A 451-nucleotide genomic window follows, 5' to 3' on the forward strand; every position below is an offset into this window, starting at 1 on the left:
GCTCTGTCTCCGTGTCGACTGGAGTTAGCGCTTTAGCGCTTACTCCAGTCCCATGCAACATGGTTGCCGTTCTACTTAAAGCACCTTGGCTTCGGTCTTCAGCTTCTCGACCAGCGTCTTCACATCCGGCACCTTCACACCGGCGGAGCGCTTCGGCGGCTCGACAACCTTCAGCGTCTTCAGACGCGGCGTGACATCAACGCCGAGGTCTTCCGGCTTGACGACTTCCATCGGCTTCTTCTTCGCCTTCATGATGTTCGGCAGCGTCACGTAGCGCGGCTCGTTCAGGCGCAGGTCGGTAGTGATGACTGCGGGAAGCTTTAAAGACAGCGTTTCAGCGCCGCCGTCCACTTCACGCGAGACGGTCGCCTTGCCGTCGGCAACAACGACCTTCGAGGCAAACGTTGCTTGCGGCAGATTCGCCAATGCAGCCAGCATCTGGCCGGTCTGA

At 59.2% G+C, this 451-nt stretch carries 1 protein-coding gene; it reads right to left on the bottom strand.

Annotation, left to right across the window (positions count from 1 at the left end):
• Positions 1-75 precede the first annotated feature (75 nt).
• A partial coding sequence (locus PQR42_RS45655; protein WP_408394078.1) for an electron transfer flavoprotein subunit beta/FixA family protein occupies positions 76-451 on the bottom strand: 376 nt, incomplete at its 5' end.

The organism is Paraburkholderia sediminicola, assembly GCF_046027355.1.
Lineage (GTDB): Bacteria > Pseudomonadota > Gammaproteobacteria > Burkholderiales > Burkholderiaceae > Paraburkholderia > Paraburkholderia sediminicola_B.